Here is a 15,845-nt window from a genome sequence, read left to right on the forward strand (position 1 = left end):
GCGCCGTCTGGCTGCCCGGGGCGGGCCGGGCGGCCGGGACGCGGCACGGGTTTGCGCGGTCCTCTTTCCCTGTTGATCGGACGAGCAGCGGAAAAGCGAACCTTGGCGTGAATTTTTTTGAGAACCTTATTTCGGTTCGAGCGTCACCCACCATGGCAAGGTGCGCTGGATGCGGACCGGCAATTCGCGCTCGAGCATCGCCAGCGCGCGCGGCAGGTCGTTGGCGGGATAGCGGCCCACCACGCGCAGGCCGGCGATGCGGGGGTCCACGCCCGTGTAGCCGCGGTGATAGCGGCCCAGTTCCGCCACCAGATCGGCCAGCGACAGGTTTTCGGCCAGGATCACGCCGCGGGACCAGGCCTCGCGGGCCGGATCGGCCGGCACGGCCTCGGAGATCGCGTCGGCGCGGTAGCGCGCCTGTTCGCCGCTGCGTACCAGCGCTTCCTGCCCGGAGAGGGTGTGGATCCGCACCTGACCCCCGTAGACCGCCAGCAGGATGTCGTCGTCGGCCTGCCTGACCGTGAAGCGGGTGCCGAGGGCCTGCAGCCGGCCGAGGCGGGTGTCGACGAAGAACGGGCGTTGCCGCGCGTCCTTGGCGGTGTCGATCAGGATCTCGCCGCCGGCCAGCGCCACCAGGCGCTGCGTCGGGTCCAGGCGTACGTTGATGGCGCTGCGGGTGTTGAGCCAGACGCGGGTGTCGTCGGCCAGGACCAGTTGGCGTTGCTCGCCGATACCCGTGGCGTAGTCGGAGCGCCAAGCGGTCACGACCCCGGGCAGGGGCGTGAAGCGCCAACCCAGCCAGCCCAGCACGCCGACGCCACCCAGGGCGAGGATGCGGCCTGCCGCCCGGCGGCGGGTGGAAGGCCGCCGCGAGGCGATCTGCACGGCTTGCTCGGCGGCGTCGCGCTCGCCATCCAGGCGTAGCACGGCGAAGCGGCGGCTCACGGCCTCGACGTGTGCCCACGCACTGCGGTGTTCGGGGCGTGCGTCGAGCCAATGCTGCCAGGCGAGGCGTTGTTGCGCGCTGGTATCGGCGTTCTGCAGGCGCGCGTACCATTCGGCCGCGACCTTCAGGCTTTCATAATCCGCCCGGACCGGAAGGGGCGGTGCGGGCTGGATCGCTGCCGCCATGGCTAGTTCAACCCGGCGTCGATCAGCGCCAGATGCAGCATGGCCTGGGCCAGGTACTTCTGCACCATCCGCGGTGACACGCTCATGTGGTCGGCGATCTCGCGGGTGGACAGCCCGTGTATCTGTGCCTGGATAAAGGCCATGCGGGCTTTGTCCGGCAGGCGGCCGAGCCACTCGCCGACTTCCAGCAGGGTCTCGATGACCAGCGCCTGGTGCTCCGGCGACGGCGCATAGGCAGCGGGCTGCGCGGCCAGGCTGTCCAGCCAGGCCTGTTCCACCTGTCGGCGGCGCCAGAGGTCGGTACACAGGCCCTGCGCCATGGTGCGCAGGTAGGCGCGGGCGGCGCCGGCGCTGGCGAAGCCATCGGGCGCGGGCCGGACGATCAGGCGCAGGAAAGCGTCGTGTGCCAGGTCGGCGGCATCCGCCGCATTGCCGAGGCGGCGCCGCAGCCATCCCAGCAGCCAGCCGTGATGATCGCTGTAAAGAGCGTACAGGTCTTGCTGCACGGGGAGATCGGCGGCGGACATCGGACAGACCCAGGCGTGGGAGGACGCCTATTTCAATATGGATAGGAATGGTTATCGTTTATAACTGAAGTCCGATAGGTCGCGCAATGCCGGCAGACCCCGGCCCGCCTGACGCAGCCGCCGCGACCCATGAAAAAGGCCCGCGCGAGCGGGCCTGTTTTTGTCCAGAGCGCCTTTTACAGCCGGTCGCAACGTACCGTGATCGGGTGATCGCGCAGCGTCGTCATGACCAGGTCGTCGACCTGGCCTTCGACGTCGGTGATCACGTAGCCGATCTGGCCCTTGGTCTGCAGCGTCTGGCTGACGATGTTCAGGCCGTGCTGCGCCATCAGGTTGTCCAGCGTGCCGAGCGCGCCGGGGGCGTTGCGGTGCACGTGCAGGATGCGGGTGGCGCCGGCCGGCTCCAGGTAGGGCAGCTCGGGGAAGTTGACCGCGCCCTTGGTGGTGCCGGCCTGCAGGAAGCGCACCAGCTTCTCGGCCACTTCGCGGCCGATGTTCTCTTGCGATTCCTGCGTGCTGCCGCCGATGTGCGGAGTCAGGATGACGTTGGGCAGGCCGATCAGCGGGCTGGCCAGGGGTTCGTCGGCGCCCTTGGGTTCGGTGGGGAACACATCGAGGGCGGCGCCCGCCAGGTGGCCGGACTTGAGCGCGGCGTGCAGGGCGTCGATGTCGACCACGGTGCCGCGCGAGGCGTTGATGAGGATGGCGCCGCGGCGCATGCGCGCGATGGTCTCCGCATTCATGATGTTTTCGGTCGACTTGCCGCCGGGCACGTGCAGGGTGACCACGTCGGCCTGTTCCAGCAGGTCGTTGAGCGAGCCGGCCGGACGCGCGTTGCCCAGCGGCAGCTTGGCTTCGACGTCGTGGTAGATGACGCGCATGCCGAGGCTTTCGGCCAGCGTGCTGATCTGCGAGCCGATGTTGCCGTAGCCGACGATGCCGAGCGTCTTGCCGCGGGTCTCGAAGGCGCCGGCGGCGCTCTTGTCCCAGTGGCCGAGATGGACGCGGGCGTTCTTCTCGGGAATGCGGCGCAACAGCAGGATGGCTTCGCCCAGCACCAGCTCGGCGACCGAGCGGGTGTTGGAGAACGGCGCGTTGAACACCGGGATGCCTCGCTGCATGGCGGTGTCGAGGTCGACCTGGTTGGTGCCGATGCAGAAGCAGCCGACCACGCGCAGGTCGGGGCTGCCGGACAGCAGGGCGGCATCCAGGTGGGTACGAGAACGGATGCCCGCGACGTGGGCGCCGCGCAGGGCGTCCTGCAACTGCGCCGGCGGCAGGGCCGCGGCATGCGTGACGATGTCGGTGTAGCCGGCGGCTTCGAAGACGGCGCGGGCGCTCGGGTGGATGTTCTCGAACAGGACGATGTGTGCCATGACTGCCAGGGGTCGGGTGAAGAATGCGTTTTATTTATTGTGGCGCATTTTTGCTGCGGTGCAAGAGGTACCCATTGCCCGGGTGGGGATGAATTGTTTCAGGCGGGTGGCCGGGGCTTGCCCCGGCCCGGTGCTTCAACGATACGCCTGGAACACCTTGGCGCCGCCGCGCTTGTCCACCAGCAGGACATCATGCGGGGTCTTGCGGCCGCCGTATTCGGGGCCGTCCATGCCGGGTGAACCCAGCGGCATGCCGGGGGCGGCCAGGCCGGCGGCATCGGGCTTTTCGAGCAGCAGGCGGCGCACGTCGCTGGCCGGCACGTGGCCCTCGATGGCATAGCCGTCCACCACGGCCGTGTGGCAGGAGCCATAGTCGGCCATGCCGGCGTTGCGGCGCACCGCGCCGGTGTCCTGCACGTCGTGGGTGGTGACCTCGAAGCCGTTGTCGCGCATGTGCTTGACCCAGTCTTCACAGCAGCCGCAGGTGGGGGTCTTCCAGACCTGCACCTTGGGCGCGGACTGGGCCTGCGCGAGGAGCGGCGCGTACAGGGGCAGGGATAGCGCGGCCGCCAGCAGCAGGCGACGGGCGGGGATGAGAGGTGTTTTCATGGGTCTCCGCGAGAAAGATCAGAACCAGAAGCTCACGCCGGCCAGCACGGCGGCCTGCGAGCGACCTTGGCCGGCGGCGGACGCATAGTCCGCGGTGCGGCCGAACTTACGTTCAAAGGATACCCCGACGTAGGGCGCGAACTGGCGCGTGACCTCGTAGCGCAGCCGCAGCGACAGCGAACCGCTGGACAGGCCCGAGCCGATGCCGCGCTCGGGGTCGTTGCGGCCGTAGGCGCTGGCCTCGATTTCGGGCGTGAAAATCAGACGTTGGGTAAGCAGCAGGTCATACTCGGCCTTCATGCCCAGCGCGGTGCGGCCGGACGGCCCGGCGTAGGCGGTGGTCTCGAACTCGATGTTGTAGGGCATCACGCCCTCGATCCCGAGCGCGGCCCAGTTGCGCTTGGGGCCGGTGCCGAAGTCGCGCCGCGCGCCCAGTTGCAGGTCCCAGAACGGCGAGATGGCGTGGCTCCAGAAGGCTTCGACCTTGGCTTCGGAGCCGCCGCCGCTTTCGCGCGCGCCTTCGCTCTTGATCACCAGCCGGTCGGTGGCGGTGCCCCACCAGAAGCGGCCATCCCATTCCAGCGCGTTCTGGCCGTCGCGGTTGCGCGACCGGCCGAACTTGTCGAACAGCAGCCGCGATGAAGCGTCCTTGTCCATCATGTGCGGATGGATGCCGTAGCTGTCGTAGCCGCGCGGACCGGCGCCGTCGCTGGACGGCAGGCTGCCGACCGGCGGGGCGGCGGCGGGCGCGCCGTGGTCCATGCCGGGCATGGCGGAATGATCCATGGCGGGCGGCATCGCGGGCTGTGGCTTGGCGCCGTCGTGATTCATGCCTGGCATGGAGGAATGGTCCATGCCGGGTGGCATCGCGGGCTGGGGCGTGGCGCCGCCGTGGTTCATGTCCGGCATCGAGCCATGATCCATGCCGGCGTGGTCGCCCGTGGCCTGGCCGAGGGCCGGCTGGCTGGCCAGGGCCGCCAGCAGGGCGATGGCCAGCACGGCATGGCGGAACGGGGGAAGGGAAGTGCGCATAGTCCGGTTTCTCATCGCCTACTCCACCACGACCGCCCTGAACATGCCGGCCTCCATGTGGTACAGCAGGTGGCAGTGGTAGGCCCAGTTGCCGCGCGCATCGGCGCTGACGCGGTAGCTCAGGCGCTGCGCCGGATTGAGCGACAGGGTGTGCTTGCGCACCTGGAAGGCGCCGTCGGGCGATTCCAGGTCGCTCCACAGGCCGTGCAGGTGGATGGGGTGGGTCATCATGGTGTCGTTGACCAGCACGAAGCGCACGCGCTCGCCATGGCGCAGCACGATGGGCCTGGCGTCGGAGAACTTCACGCCGTTGAACGACCACATGTAGCGTTCCATGTTGCAGGTCAGGTGCAGCTCGATCTCGCGGGTCGGCGCGCGGTTGTCGTCGGGTTCGCGGATCGAGCGCAGGTCGGCGTAGGTCAGCACGCGGCGGCCGTTGTCGCGCAGGCCGATGCCGGGGTCGTCCAGGCGGGTGGAGACCACTTCGGGCAGCATCGAATTGCCGGGGCCGCGTTCCTCGGGATAGGGGTGCCTGACCTCGACGATGCCGCCCTGGTCCGCGCCGCCGCCGTGGGACCTGCCGTGGTCCATGCCGGGCATGGCGCCATGGTTCATGCCGGCCATCGCGCCGGTGGTCGCCTTCGGCGCGGCGCCATGATCCATGCCGCCCATGTCGTGCTTCATGCCCATGTCCATCATGCCGAGCAACTGCGCGCGATCGACCGCGGGCACCTCGGCCTGCATGCCGGGGCGCGGCGCCAGGGTGGCGCGGGCGTAGCCGGAACGGTCCATGGCCTGCGAGAAGATGGTGTAGGCGCGGTCTTCGGCGGGTTCGACGATCACGTCGTAGGTCTCGGCCACGGCGATGCGGAATTCCTCCACGTCGACCGGCCGCACGTCCTGGCCGTCGGCCGCCACCACCGTCATCTTCAGGCCGGGGATGCGCACGTCGAAGTACGTCATGGCCGAGCCGTTGATGAAGCGCAGCCGCACGCGCTCACCCGGCTTGAACAGGCCGGTCCAGTTGCCGGCGGGCGTCGCGCCGTTGGTCAGGAAGGTGTACGTGGCGCCGGAGACGTCCGCCAGGTCGGACGGGTTCATGCGCATCCGTTCCCACATCAGGCGCTCGGACAGCGCCGCCCGCCACCCCTTCTCGCCGGCCTCGCGGATCAGGCTCTCGACGCTGGGCTGGTTGCGGTTGTAGTAGTCGGGCATGGCCTTGAGCTTGTCGAACACCCGCATCGGGTCTTCGTCCGTCCAGTCCGACAGCAGCACGGTGTAGTCGCGGTCCGCGGCGATGGGGTCGCGCCGCTTCGGGTCGATGACGATGGCGCCATACAGGCCGGTCTGCTCCTGGAAACCCGAATGGCTGTGATACCAGTAGGTGCCGCTCTGGCGCACGTCGAAGCGGTAGGTGAAGGTCTGGCCCGGATCGATGCCCGGGAAGCTCAGGCCCGGCACGCCGTCCATTTCCGTGGGCAGCAGGATGCCGTGCCAGTGGATCGAGGTCTGTTCGCGCAGGCGGTTGGTGACGTGCAGCGTGACCGTGTCGCCCTCGCGCCAGCGCAGCAGCGGGGCCGGCACCTGGCCATTGACGGTGGTGGCGATGCGGGCCGCGCCGGTGTAGTTGACCGGCGTCTCGCCGATCTCCAGGTGGAATTCGGTGCCGCGCAGTTCGGCGGGCCCGGCGGCCGCGGCCTGCGCCGCGCGCTGGCCCGCGCCGGCGGCGCGCCAGCCGCCCAGCGCCGCGAGCGCGCCACCGGCGGCCAGCCCCTGCACGAAGCGGCGGCGGGCGGGAATGGGGAGGACTTTCATGACGGATCCGCGGCGGAATTACTGGACCGACACCGCGCCCTTCATGCCGGCGGCGTAGTGGCCGGGCTCCAGGCAGCCGAAGGACACGGTGCCGGCGCGGTCGAACTTCCAGACGATCTGGCCGCTCTTGCCGCCGTCCAGCGACACGGCGTTGGCCTCTTCGTGGCGCATGCCGGGGTCCTTCATCATCATGGCGTAGTGGGCCTGCAGGTCGGCGTCGCTGCCCAGCACCATTTCATGGCGGATGCGGCCCGAGTTGCGCACGTTGAAGCGCACGGTCTCGCCGGCCTTGACCTGCACCTGCGCGGGCGTGAAGCGCATGGCGTCGGTCATGTCGATGTCGATGCTGCGGGTGACGCGGGCGGCGTCGCCGGGCGTGCCGATGGGGGCGGAGGCCGCCGGCATGGCGTGGCCGGCGTGTTCGCCATGGGCGCCGGCCGCGAAGGCGGTGCCGGTGCCCAGCAGGGCGGCCAGGACGGTGATCTGGGTGATGCGGAGCAAAGTGCCGTTCATGCTGTTCCCTTGATGGGGGTTGACCATGGGAGGCACTTTAGGAAAACCGGGGTGACCCGGTTCTGTCGCGAAGATTACTTCTTTGTAATGTTGGCGCCGACGGTCGTGGGCGCGGGCCCGCGCAGGGTGATGCCGACCACCGTGCCCTCGGGGCCGGAGGCCGCATCGACCTCGCCGCCGTGCATGCGGGCGATGGCGCGCACGATCGCCAGCCCCAGGCCGTGGCCCTCGCTGCGCGGCGCGCGCGCCTGGCCCGAGCGGAAGAAGCGGTCGAAGATGCGCGGCAGGTCGGCCTCGGGGATCGGCGCGCCGGGGTTGCGCACCTCGACCCGCGCGCCGGCCGGCTGCGGCTGGCAGGCCAGCACGATCTCGCCGCCGCGCGGCGTGGCCTTGATGGCGTTGGAGATCAGGTTGGCCAGCGCGCGGCGCACCAGCCCGGGATTGGCGGCGACGACGGCGTCGCCGTCGCAACGCAACGTGACGCCCCTGTCTTCCAGCGCCGCCTCGTAGAAGTCGGCGACGCGCCGGGCCTCGGCGGCCAGCGACACCGGCGCCAGGTCGGCGGCGCGTTCGCCGCGGTCGGCGCGCGCCAGGAACAGCATGTCGTTGACCAGCGTCTTCAGGTCTTCTAGCGTCTCCAGGTTGGATTCCAGCGCATCGCGCAGCTCGGCCGCGTCGCGGCCGCTGGACAGGGTTACCTGGGTGCCGTTGATCAGCGTGGCCAGCGGCGTGCGCAGCTCGTGCGCGACGTCGGCGTTGAAGCCTTCCATCTGCTGGTAGGCGGCCTGCAGGCGCTCCAGCGTGCGGTTGAACGACAGCACCAGCTCGTGCAGCTCGCGGTCGGTGTCGCGCAGCGGCAGGCGCACGGCCAGGTTGTCGGGCTGGATGCGGGCGGCCTGTTCCGACAGCCGCCGGGTGGGCGCCATGCTGCGGCGCACGGCCCAGGCCGCCAGGACCACCGTGGCGCCCACCCACAGCGCGCAGATCAACGCCAGCGCCGTGCCGTAGGCGTACAGGAATTGCGAGCTGGTGCGGGTGCTGACCGCCACCGTCAGGTGCGCGCCCGGCAGGATGCGGTCGTCGACCGCGACGCGCAGGCCGCGCATGCGGCTGCCGTCGGCCAGTTGCAGCAGCACCTGCCGGCCGGGCAGCGTCTGCAGCGTCTCGGGCGCATCGCCGCCGTAGACCGGATGGCCTTGCGCATCGACGATCCAGATGCCTAGCTGGCTCTGGCCGGTGCGCATGTCGTCGAACGTGGCGGCCAGGTCGTGCAGGCCGCGCGCGTTGTTCTGCATGTCGATCAGGTGGTTGATGAGCTCCAGCTTGCCGCTGACCTCGGTGATCTCCTGGCGTTCGACCTCGCGCTTGAGGGCCCAGAACAGGGTGGCGCCGGCCAGGCTGGAGACCAGCAGGGCGATGGCGCCCAGCAGCAGGGTCAGGCGCGCCTGCATCGAGCGCACGCGCGGCGCTTTCATTCGCGCGCCGGCTCCGGCCGCGATTCGAGCACGTAGCCCATGCCGCGCACGGTGTGCAGCAGCTTGGCCTCGAACGGGTCGTCCAGCTTGCTGCGCAGGCGCCGCACGGCCACGTCGATGACGTTGGTGTCGCTGTCGAAGTTCATGTCCCAGACCTGTTCGGCCAGCGTGGTGCGCGACAGCACCTGGCCCTGGCGCCGCAGCAGCAGGGCCAGCAGGTTGAATTCCTTGGCGGTCAGGTCCAGGCGGCGGCCGCCGCGCGCGGCCTTGCGGCGCGCCAGGTCCAGTTCCAGGTCGGCCAGGCGGAACACGGTGGGCTCCTGCGAACGGCCGCGCCGCAGCAGGGCCTGCACGCGCGCCAGCAACTCGGAGAAGGCGAAAGGCTTGACCAGGTAGTCGTCGGCGCCGCCTTCGAGTCCGCGCACGCGGTCCTCGACGGCGTCGCGCGCGGTCAGCATCAGGATCGGCGTGTCCTTGTTGGCGCGCACCGCGGCCAGGATGCCGAAGCCGTCCACGCCGGGCAGCATCACGTCCAGCACGATCAGGTCGTGGGCGCCTTCCAGCGCCAGGTGCAGGCCGTTGACGCCGTCGCGCGCCAGGTCGACGACGTGGCTTTGCTCCGACAACCCTTTCTTGAGGTAATCGGCCAGCTTGGGTTCGTCTTCGATGACCAGGATGCGCATGGCGGGAAATTTACCATCCGCGCCGCGATTGCGGCGCGGATCCTGCCCGCTGCGCGCGTTGCGCGTGTAGCGTTCAGGCGGACGGATCGACGGCGATGCGGTCTGGCGGGAAGCGCAGCGCGAACACGCTGCCCTTGCCGGGTTCGCTGGTGATGAGCAGTTCCGCGTCGTGGCGCATGGCGATGTGCTTGGTGATCGCCAGCCCCAGCCCGGTGCCGCCGACGGCGCGCGAGCGGCCGCGGTCGACGCGGTAGAAGCGTTCGGTCAGGCGCGGGATATGGCGGGCGGGAATGCCGATGCCGGTGTCCTGCACGCTGTAGCGGCCGCTGCCATCGGCCTCGCGTTCCCAGCGCACGGTGATGGTGCCGCCGTCGGGCGTGTAGCGCACGGCGTTGGTCAACAGGTTCGACAGCGCCGAGGTCAGCTCGGTCTCGGCGCCCAGCACGTCGAGCGTTTCGTCGATGTGCCATTCGATGACATGGCGCCCGCCGGACAGGGCCTCGATCTGCTGGCGCGCCTTCTGCAGCAGCGCGCCCATGTTGACCGCGCGCGGGTCGCTGCCCGGCGACGATTCCAGCGTCGACAGCGTCAGCAGATCCTCGACGATGGCCTGCATGCGCTGGGCCTGCTCGTGCATCATATCCAGGTACTGCGCGCGCTGCTCGGGCGGCAGGGCGTCGGCGGGCATGTCGCGCAGCGTTTCCAGGAAGCCGGCCAGCACCGTCAGCGGCGTGCGCAGTTCGTGCGAGACGTTGGCGACGAAGTCGCGGCGCGTGGTTTCCAGGCGCTCGATCTGGGTGACGTCGCGGGTGATGAGCAGGCGCTGGTTGCTGGCGTAGGCCGTCAGTTGCATCATCATCAGCCGTTCCTGGCCGTTCTGGCCCAGGCGCACCAGGATCGGGTCGGGCCACGAGGAACGGTGGGCGTACTCGACGAATTCCGGCGCGCGCAGCAGGTTCAGCAGGTTGTGGCCGCGGTCGGCCGGCAGGCGCAGGCCCAGGTGCTGGCGCGCCATGCGGTTGCACCAGTCGATCTGGAAGTCTTCATTGAGCGTGACCGCGCCGTCGGGCAGGGCCTGGGCGGCCGCCAGCATGCCCTGCATGGTGTCGCGTGTCTCGGCCAGCTCGCGGGCGCGGGCCCGGGTGTAGCGGTAGAGGGGGGCGAGGATATCGTCCCAGGGGCCGACCGAGGCGGGCGGCGAGGTGTCGGGATGCCTGGCCCAGTGCGACACCAGGTGCAGGCGCCAACTTCGCCACAGCAGCATGGTGGCCAGCGCGGCGCTGAACAGCACCCAACCGGCCGGATCTCCAATGAGCCATTGCGCCAATAGCGCGATCGCCGCCCACAGGGCGACCAGGATAAGGGTGCGCAGCCAGATCATCGTGCGGGAGTTTTACCGCGCCGGGACCTGTGCCGTAAACCGGTAGCCGCTGCCGCGCACCGTTTCCACATGGGCGTCGTGGCCGCTGGGCTCCAGCGCCTTGCGCAGCCGGCGGATATGCACGTCGACGGTGCGTTCCTCGACGAAGACATGATCGCCCCAGACCTGGTCCAGCAGTTGCGAGCGCGAGAACACGCGTTCCGGGTGGGTCATGAAGAAGTGCAGCAGGCGGAATTCGGTGGGGCCGATCTGCAGCGACAGGCTGTTGCCCGACAGGCGGTGCGTGACGGGGTCCAGCTTGAGGCCGCCCACGTCGATCACGTCGTCGGTCAGTTGCGGCGCGCGGCGGCGCAGCACGGCCTTGATGCGGGCCATCAGCTCCTTGGGCGAGAAGGGCTTGGTGATGTAGTCGTCGGCGCCGGCTTCGAGGCCGTCGACCTTGTCCTGCTCGGAACCCTTGGCGGTCAGCATGATGACCGGCACGGCGCGGGTGCGCTCGTCGTTGCGCAGCTTGCGCGCCATGGCCAGGCCGGAGGTGCCGGGCAGCATCCAGTCCAGCAGGATCAGGTCGGGCAGCTCGGCGCGGATCAGCGTCTGGGCCTGGTCGGCGTCGAAGGCGCGCAGCACTTTGTGGCCGGCGAAGGACAGGTTGACGGCGATCAGTTCCTGGATTGCGGGTTCGTCTTCGACGACGAGGATGGTGCTGGACATGGCGGATAGGGCACGCTTCGGAGCGCCGGCGCGGCGCGAACATTGCGATAGTATGGCCGCAATATTTCAGGTATGTGACCGCACGGTGCCTTGCGCCGCCCGCGGGCGGCATCCGGCGGGCCCCGATAGGCTACCATTGGACGATATATCGGGAATTCACCATGCAAAACCCCTCCGAATCGCAACATTCCGCGGATTCCGCGTCCCAATCGACGCATTTCGGCTTCCAATCGGTGCCGGAAAGCGAAAAAGCCCGCAAAGTCGCCGAAGTCTTCCATTCGGTGGCGCAGCGCTACGACATCATGAACGATTTCATGTCGGCCGGCCTGCACCGCGTCTGGAAGGCCTTCACCATCGGCCGCGCCGCCATCCGCCCCGGCATGAAGGTGCTGGACATCGCCGGCGGCACCGGCGACCTGGCCAAGGCTTTCGCCAAGCGCGCCGGCCCCACCGGCGAGGTCTGGCTGACCGACATCAACGATTCCATGCTGCGGGTCGGCCGCGACCGCCTGGCCGACGCCGGCCTGCTGGTGCCCACGGCCGTCTGTGACGCCGAGCGCCTGCCGTTCCCGACGGGGTATTTCGACCGCGTCAGCGTGGCCTTCGGCCTGCGCAACATGACCCACAAGGACCGCGCGCTGGCCGAGATGACCCGCGTGCTCAAGCCGGGCGGCAAGCTGCTGGTGCTGGAATTCTCCCGCATCGCCAAGCCGCTGGCGCCGGCCTACGACTGGTACTCCTTCAACGTGCTGCCCTGGCTGGGCAAGACCGTGGCCAAGGACGAGGCCAGCTACCGCTACCTGGCGGAATCGATCCGCATGCACCCCGACCAGGAAACCCTGGCGGACATGCTGCGCACCGCCGGCCTGGAGCGGGTGCAGTACTTCAACCTGACGGCCGGCATCGCCGCCCTGCATGAGGGCGTGCGCCTGGGCTGACCTGCCCTGGGTCCGATACGGCTTTTCTTTGCCCCGGGGGAACTTGTGGGGCGACGGCTTGTCCGTTATTCTTACGTCATTCAGATTATTGTAAGAAAGTCGCGCTGAACGGCCGCACGATCCGTGCGGCTTTCCGCTGCTCGGGGCAGCGGGAAGCGCGGGTACGAGGGAGCAAATCCATGACCAAATTCTGTTTCTCGCGGTTTGTCGCCGCGGCGCTCATCGCCATCTCCGGCGCTGCGCTGGTGACGGCGTCGTTTGACGCCGAAGCCCGCCGCGCCGGCGGCGGCAGCAGCGTCGGCCGCCAATCCTCCAATGTGACCCAGCAGCGCCAGGCGACCACGCCGCCGACCGCCGCTAGCAACACCGCGGGCGCCACCGCGGCCCCGGCGGCCGCCGGCGCCGCCACGGCCGGCGCCGCGGGCGCCGCCGCCAAGAGCGGCGCCTCGCGCTGGCTCGGCCCCATCGCCGGCATCGCCGCCGGCCTGGGCATCGCCGCGCTGCTCTCGAGCATGGGCCTGTCGGGCGCCTTCGCCGAGTTCCTGTCGTCCGCGCTGCTGATCGCCGTGGTCGTGTTCGCCGTGATGTTCATCATCCGCCGCCTGCGCGGCGCGGCGCCGCGTCCGGCCACGCAGGGCGCCTTCGGCGGCGCCAACAACGCGCCTGGCCAGCCGCAGCAGCAGCCCATGTGGCGTGAGGCGCTGAAGCCGGCCGCTCCGGCCGCGGCGCCGGTCGCAGCCGCCGCTGCCGCCCCGGCCGCCGTGCTGCCCAAGGCGGGTGACGACAACAACTGGTTCGTGCCCGGCGACTTCGATACGCCCAACTTCCTGAAGCAGGCCAAGGAACAGTTCGTGCGCATCCAGGCCGTGTGGGACAGCGGCAGCACCGACCGCCTGCGCGACTACCTGACCGACGACCTGATCACCGAGCTCAAGCCGCAACTGGCCGAGCGTGGCGCGGCCCCCAACAAGACCGAAGTGGTGCTGTTGAACGCCGAGCTGCTGGGCATCGAAACCGTGTCCGACGGTCACCTGGCCAGCGTGCGTTTCTCGGGCATGCTGCGCGAAACCCCGGGCGCCGAAGCCTTCCGCTTCGAGGAAGTCTGGAACCTGTTCAAGCCCGCCAACGGCGGCTGGCTGCTGGCCGGCATCCAGCAGATCCCGGTGGAATACGCCAGCTGATCCGGCTGGCGCCAATCTCCTGCTATCGCGGCGGCCTCGCGGCCGTCCGCCACAACCGGCCCCTCAGGGCCGGTTTTTCCATGCGCGGGCGCAAACCGCGTCCCGACTGTCCGGAACACACCCCCATCCAACCCGTTACACTCCCGATTTACCCATCAACTTCGTCAGCCCCGTTGCGCGGGGTCGCGGACCGTCATGTTGCCCTTTTCGTTTCTGCCCACTCCTGCACGGCTGGCCGTCGGCGCGCTCAACGCCCTGTTGAAGCGTGAGGACTGGGCGCGCGAACGCCTGGCCCGTCACGCCGGCAAGACCGTGCGCTTTGCGCTGGGCGGCTTCACGCTGGGCCTGACCATCGACAGCGAGGGGCTGGCGGCCCAGGCCGATGCCGCCGTGGTGCCCGACGTGACCCTGACGGTGGCGCCCGAGAAGCTGCCGCTGCCGCGCCTGGGCGCGGGCGGCGCGGCGCCCGATTTCGCCGAAGCCACGCATATTTCCGGCGACGCCGCCCTGGCCCAGGTGGTGGCGGACCTGTCCAAGCAGTTGCGCTGGGACCCGGAAGACAGCCTGGCCCGGCTGGTGGGCGACATTCCCGCGCTGCGCATCGCCGGCGGGCTGCGCGCGGCCGCCGGCGGCGCGCGCGAGGCCGGCCAGCGCATGGCCGAGAACGTGTCCGAGTACCTGGCCGAGGAAAGCGGCATGCTGCTGGGCCGCCCGGCGCTGGAGCAATGGCGCCTGGACCTGGCCGAGCTGAACGCCCGCGCCGACGCCCTGACGCGCTCGGCCGCCGCCCTGCAATCGCGACTGGCCACGGTCGCCGCCAAGCGAGGCGCCTGACCCATGTTTCCCTTGCTTCGCCTGCTTCGTATCATCCTGGTTTCGCTGCGCTACGGTCTGGACGAGCTGGTGCTGTCCAGCCTGAACCATCCGCTGGCCACCTGCCTGCTGCGTGTCATCCGCCTGGGGACCCGGCCACGCCAGCCGCGCGGCCTGCGGCTGCGCCTGGCGCTGGAATCGCTGGGCCCGATCTTCGTGAAGTTCGGCCAGGTGCTGTCCACCCGCCGCGACCTGATTCCCGCCGACATCGCCAACGAGCTGGCGCTGCTGCAGGATCGCGTGCCGCCGTTCCCGTCGGCCCAGGCCGCGGCCTGCATCGAGGCCGCGCTGGGCGCGCCGCCCGAAAAGCTGTTCGCGCAGTTCGAGGTGGACCCGGTGGCGTCGGCCTCCATCGCCCAGGTGCACTTCGCGGTGCTGCACGACGGCCGCGAGGTGGCGGTCAAGGTGCTGCGCCCCGGCATGCTCGGCATCATCGAGAAAGACCTGTCGCTGCTCAAGATCGTGGCCCGCATCATCGAGCGCCTGGGCGCCGATGGCCGCCGGCTCAAGCCGCGCGAGGTGGTGGCCGAGTTCGACAAGTACCTGCACGATGAGCTCGACCTGGTGCGCGAGGCCTCCAACTGCAGCCAGTTGCGCCGCAACTTCGGCCCGGAATCCGGCCGCGGCGACATGCTGATGGTGCCCGAGGTGATCTGGGAATACACCGCGTCCACCGTGTTCACCATGCAGCGCATGTATGGCGTGCCGGTGGGCCAGGTCGAGCGCATGCGCGCCGCCGGCATCGACATTCCGACCCTGGCGCGCACCGGCGTCGAGATCTTCTTCACCCAGGTGTTCACCGACGGCTTCTTCCATGCCGACATGCACCCGGGCAACATCTACGTGTCCGACCGGCCCGAGACGCTGGGCAGCTACATTGCCCTGGACTTCGGCATCGTCGGCTCGCTGTCGGAATTCGACAAGAACTACCTGGCGCAGAACTTCCTGGCCTTCTTCCATCGCGACTACCGCCGCGTGGCGCAGTTGCACATCGAGTCGGGCTGGGTGCCGCCCGATACGCGCGAGGAAGAACTGGAGGGCGCGGTGCGCGCCGTCTGCGAACCCTATTTTGACCGGCCGTTGTCCGAGATTTCGCTGGGCCAGGTGCTGTTGCGCCTGTTCCAGACCTCGCGCCGGTTCAATGTGGAGATCCAGCCGCAGCTCGTGCTGCTGCAGAAGACGTTGCTGAACGTCGAAGGGCTGGGGCGGCAGCTCGACCCCAACCTGGATCTCTGGAAGACCGCCAAGCCCTATCTGGAACGCTGGATGCGCCAGCGTGTCGGAATCAAGGGCTTGCGGCAGAGCCTGGAAAAAGAAGCCGCGCAGTGGTCGCAGATGCTGCCGGCGCTTCCCAGGCTGGTCCACGACCACCTGAACCGCCCGAATCTCTCGCCGGCCCTGCTGGCCGAGATGGCGCAGTTGCGGCGGGCCCAGGAGCAGAACAACCGGCTGGTCGCGGCGCTGGTTGGCGTGCTGGCCCTGGCGATCGGGGTGGCGTTGTGGGCATTGACCCGATAGGCGGCGCGATGGTGTAAGTGCGATCCCCTGTCATGTTTCATTCATGAAACGGTCATCATAGCTTCGCGGGAGACGGCGAAAA

General features: G+C 69.4%; 15 protein-coding genes. 4 read left to right on the forward strand and 11 right to left on the reverse strand.

What is annotated here, in order from left to right; translation table 11 throughout:
• Positions 1 to 126: 126 nt before the first annotated feature.
• The 11 genes from AAID08_RS02330 to phoB form a co-directional block, all read right to left on the reverse strand.
• The gene (locus AAID08_RS02330) at positions 127 to 1,131 is read right to left on the reverse strand and encodes a FecR domain-containing protein (RefSeq protein ID WP_054503559.1); all 1,005 of its coding nucleotides are present in this window, start codon (positions 1,129 to 1,131) and stop codon (positions 127 to 129) included.
• Positions 1,132 to 1,133: 2 nt separating this feature from the next.
• A complete protein-coding gene (locus AAID08_RS02335; RefSeq protein WP_054503558.1) occupies positions 1,134 to 1,658 on the reverse strand; it encodes a sigma-70 family RNA polymerase sigma factor in 525 nt (174 codons plus the stop codon).
• 176 nt (positions 1,659 to 1,834) lie between these two features.
• The gene (serA, locus tag AAID08_RS02340; protein ID WP_054503557.1) at positions 1,835 to 3,034 is read right to left on the reverse strand and encodes a phosphoglycerate dehydrogenase; all 1,200 of its coding nucleotides are present in this window, start codon (positions 3,032 to 3,034) and stop codon (positions 1,835 to 1,837) included.
• A 135-nt stretch (positions 3,035 to 3,169) separates the two neighbouring features.
• Positions 3,170 to 3,643 (reverse strand): DUF411 domain-containing protein, encoded by a 474-nt coding sequence (locus tag AAID08_RS02345; protein ID WP_064524897.1) that lies wholly within the window; start codon positions 3,641 to 3,643, stop codon positions 3,170 to 3,172.
• An 18-nt stretch (positions 3,644 to 3,661) separates the two neighbouring features.
• On the reverse strand, positions 3,662 to 4,675 hold the full coding sequence (locus AAID08_RS02350) for a copper resistance protein B (protein ID WP_395757318.1): 1,014 nt from the start codon (positions 4,673 to 4,675) through the stop codon (positions 3,662 to 3,664).
• An 18-nt stretch (positions 4,676 to 4,693) separates the two neighbouring features.
• Positions 4,694 to 6,490, reverse strand: coding sequence for a copper resistance system multicopper oxidase (locus tag AAID08_RS02355; RefSeq protein ID WP_395757319.1), 1,797 nt, complete (start codon positions 6,488 to 6,490; stop codon positions 4,694 to 4,696).
• A gap of 18 nt (positions 6,491 to 6,508) precedes the next feature.
• A complete protein-coding gene (locus AAID08_RS02360) occupies positions 6,509 to 7,003 on the reverse strand; it encodes a plastocyanin/azurin family copper-binding protein (protein WP_054503326.1) in 495 nt (164 codons plus the stop codon).
• A 74-nt stretch (positions 7,004 to 7,077) separates the two neighbouring features.
• Positions 7,078 to 8,478 carry a heavy metal sensor histidine kinase gene (locus AAID08_RS02365; RefSeq protein ID WP_395757320.1) on the reverse strand — a complete coding sequence of 467 codons (1,401 nt, stop codon included), beginning with the start codon at positions 8,476 to 8,478 and terminating at the stop codon, positions 7,078 to 7,080.
• Positions 8,475 to 9,161 carry a heavy metal response regulator transcription factor gene (locus tag AAID08_RS02370; protein ID WP_064524889.1) on the reverse strand — a complete coding sequence of 229 codons (687 nt, stop codon included), beginning with the start codon at positions 9,159 to 9,161 and terminating at the stop codon, positions 8,475 to 8,477. Before AAID08_RS02370 ends, AAID08_RS02365 begins: the two co-directional genes overlap by 4 nt.
• A gap of 73 nt (positions 9,162 to 9,234) precedes the next feature.
• Positions 9,235 to 10,542 (reverse strand): phosphate regulon sensor histidine kinase PhoR, encoded by a 1,308-nt coding sequence (gene phoR, locus AAID08_RS02375; protein WP_054503329.1) that lies wholly within the window; start codon positions 10,540 to 10,542, stop codon positions 9,235 to 9,237.
• Between the two features lie 12 nt (positions 10,543 to 10,554).
• A complete protein-coding gene (phoB, locus tag AAID08_RS02380; RefSeq protein WP_054503330.1) occupies positions 10,555 to 11,253 on the reverse strand; it encodes a phosphate regulon transcriptional regulator PhoB in 699 nt (232 codons plus the stop codon).
• 161 nt (positions 11,254 to 11,414) lie between these two features.
• On the opposite strand from phoB, the gene ubiE reads away from it, so the two are divergent.
• The 4 genes from ubiE to ubiB all read left to right on the forward strand — a co-directional run bounded on the left by ubiE (position 11,415) and on the right by ubiB (position 15,763).
• Positions 11,415 to 12,191, forward strand: a complete 777-nt coding sequence (ubiE, locus tag AAID08_RS02385; RefSeq protein WP_049070942.1) for a bifunctional demethylmenaquinone methyltransferase/2-methoxy-6-polyprenyl-1,4-benzoquinol methylase UbiE — start codon at positions 11,415 to 11,417, stop codon at positions 12,189 to 12,191.
• A 179-nt stretch (positions 12,192 to 12,370) separates the two neighbouring features.
• A complete protein-coding gene (locus tag AAID08_RS02390; RefSeq protein ID WP_049070943.1) occupies positions 12,371 to 13,372 on the forward strand; it encodes a Tim44 domain-containing protein in 1,002 nt (333 codons plus the stop codon).
• Positions 13,373 to 13,567: 195 nt separating this feature from the next.
• Entirely contained in the window at positions 13,568 to 14,206 is a 639-nt protein-coding gene (locus AAID08_RS02395) for an SCP2 domain-containing protein (protein WP_054503331.1), read from the forward strand.
• Between the two features lie 3 nt (positions 14,207 to 14,209).
• The gene (gene ubiB, locus AAID08_RS02400) at positions 14,210 to 15,763 is read left to right on the forward strand and encodes a ubiquinone biosynthesis regulatory protein kinase UbiB (RefSeq protein WP_054503332.1); all 1,554 of its coding nucleotides are present in this window, start codon (positions 14,210 to 14,212) and stop codon (positions 15,761 to 15,763) included.
• The last annotated feature ends 82 nt before the right edge of the window (positions 15,764 to 15,845 follow it).

Origin of the sequence: Achromobacter sp. EB05 (assembly GCF_044232075.1) — a bacterium.
Classification (GTDB): Bacteria; Pseudomonadota; Gammaproteobacteria; order Burkholderiales; family Burkholderiaceae_B; genus Achromobacter; species Achromobacter dolens.